This is a genomic window from Spirillospora sp. NPDC046719 (assembly GCF_040645715.1).
GTDB lineage: Bacteria > Actinomycetota > Actinomycetes > Streptosporangiales > Streptosporangiaceae > Spirillospora.
Genome location: NZ_JBEYYT010000930.1, coordinates 1 through 1,142, shown reverse-complemented (window position 1 = coordinate 1,142; position 1,142 = coordinate 1). Strand labels below are relative to the sequence as shown.

Here is a 1,142-nt window from a genome sequence, read left to right as displayed (position 1 = left end):
CCGTGGGCGGCGGCGGCGCGCCGGGCGTCGTCCTGCCGAGCGCGGCCGTCTCGCTGCCCGAACCGTACGCCGCGCGGCTGCGGCGCGGCTCGCCCGCCGTGATGGGGCGCGTCGAGGACGGCCGCTGCCTGCTCGACCTGCGCGCCGTGCATCCCGACGAGGACGACGCCGTCGCCCGCGCGGTGGTCTCCGCCACGGAAGGACCCTGAGCATGCACGTCGTCGCGACCGCGGGGCACGTCGACCACGGCAAGTCCACGCTCGTCCGCGCGCTGACCGGGATGGAGCCCGACCGGCTGGAGGAGGAGCGGCGCCGCGGCCTCACCATCGAGCTGGGCTTCGCCTGGACCGACCTCCCCGGCGGCGAGCCCGTCGCCTTCGTCGACGTCCCCGGCCACGAGCGGTTCGTCGCGACCATGCTCGCCGGCGTCGGCCCCGTCCCCGCCGCGATGGTCGTCGTCGCCGCCGACCAGGGCTGGCAGCGGCAGTCGCAGGAGCACCTCGCGGTGCTCGACGCGCTCGGCGTCCGGCACGGCCTGCTCGCCGTCACCCGCCGCGACCTCACCGACGCCGCGACCACCGCGCGCGTCCGCGACGACGCGCTGGAGCGGATCGCCGCGACGTCCCTCGGCGAGGTCGCCGCGGTCGAGGTCAGCGGCGCCACCGGGCAGGGCCTCGACGGCCTGCGCGCCGCGCTGGCCGACCTCGCCGCCGCGCTGCCCGAGCCCGACCAGGCCGCCGACGTGCGGCTGTGGATCGACCGGGTCTTCACCGTCCAGGGCCGCGGCACCGTCGTGACCGGCACGCTCGGCGCCGGTACCCTCCGCGTCGGCGACCGGCTCACGGCCGGCGGCGAGACCGTCCGGGTTCGCGGCCTGCAGAGCCTCAAGCGGCAGTACGACGAGGTCGGCGCCGTCGCCCGCGTCGCCGTCAACCTGCACGGCGGCGCCGGCGCGCTCCGCCGCGGCGACGCGCTGCTCACCCCCGGACGGTGGCTCCCCACCGAACTCGTCGACGTCCGGCTGCACGGCGACCCCGCGCGCGACCTGCCGAGGCGGCTCGTCCTGCACGTCGGCTCCGCCGCGGTCCCGGTGCACGTCCGCGCCCTTGGCGAGGACACCGCGCGGCTCGCGCTGGAGCGGC

General features: G+C 78.5%; 1 protein-coding gene and 1 pseudogene. Both read left to right on the top strand.

Annotated elements, in window-relative coordinates; all coding sequences use genetic code 11:
• Positions 1-209 (top strand): annotated as a pseudogene (locus ABZ914_RS51650) (L-seryl-tRNA(Sec) selenium transferase); the annotation flags it as partial.
• 2 nt (positions 210-211) lie between these two features.
• The coding region (locus ABZ914_RS51645; protein ID WP_500201853.1) for a GTP-binding protein at positions 212-1,142 on the top strand (931 nt) is incomplete at its 3' end.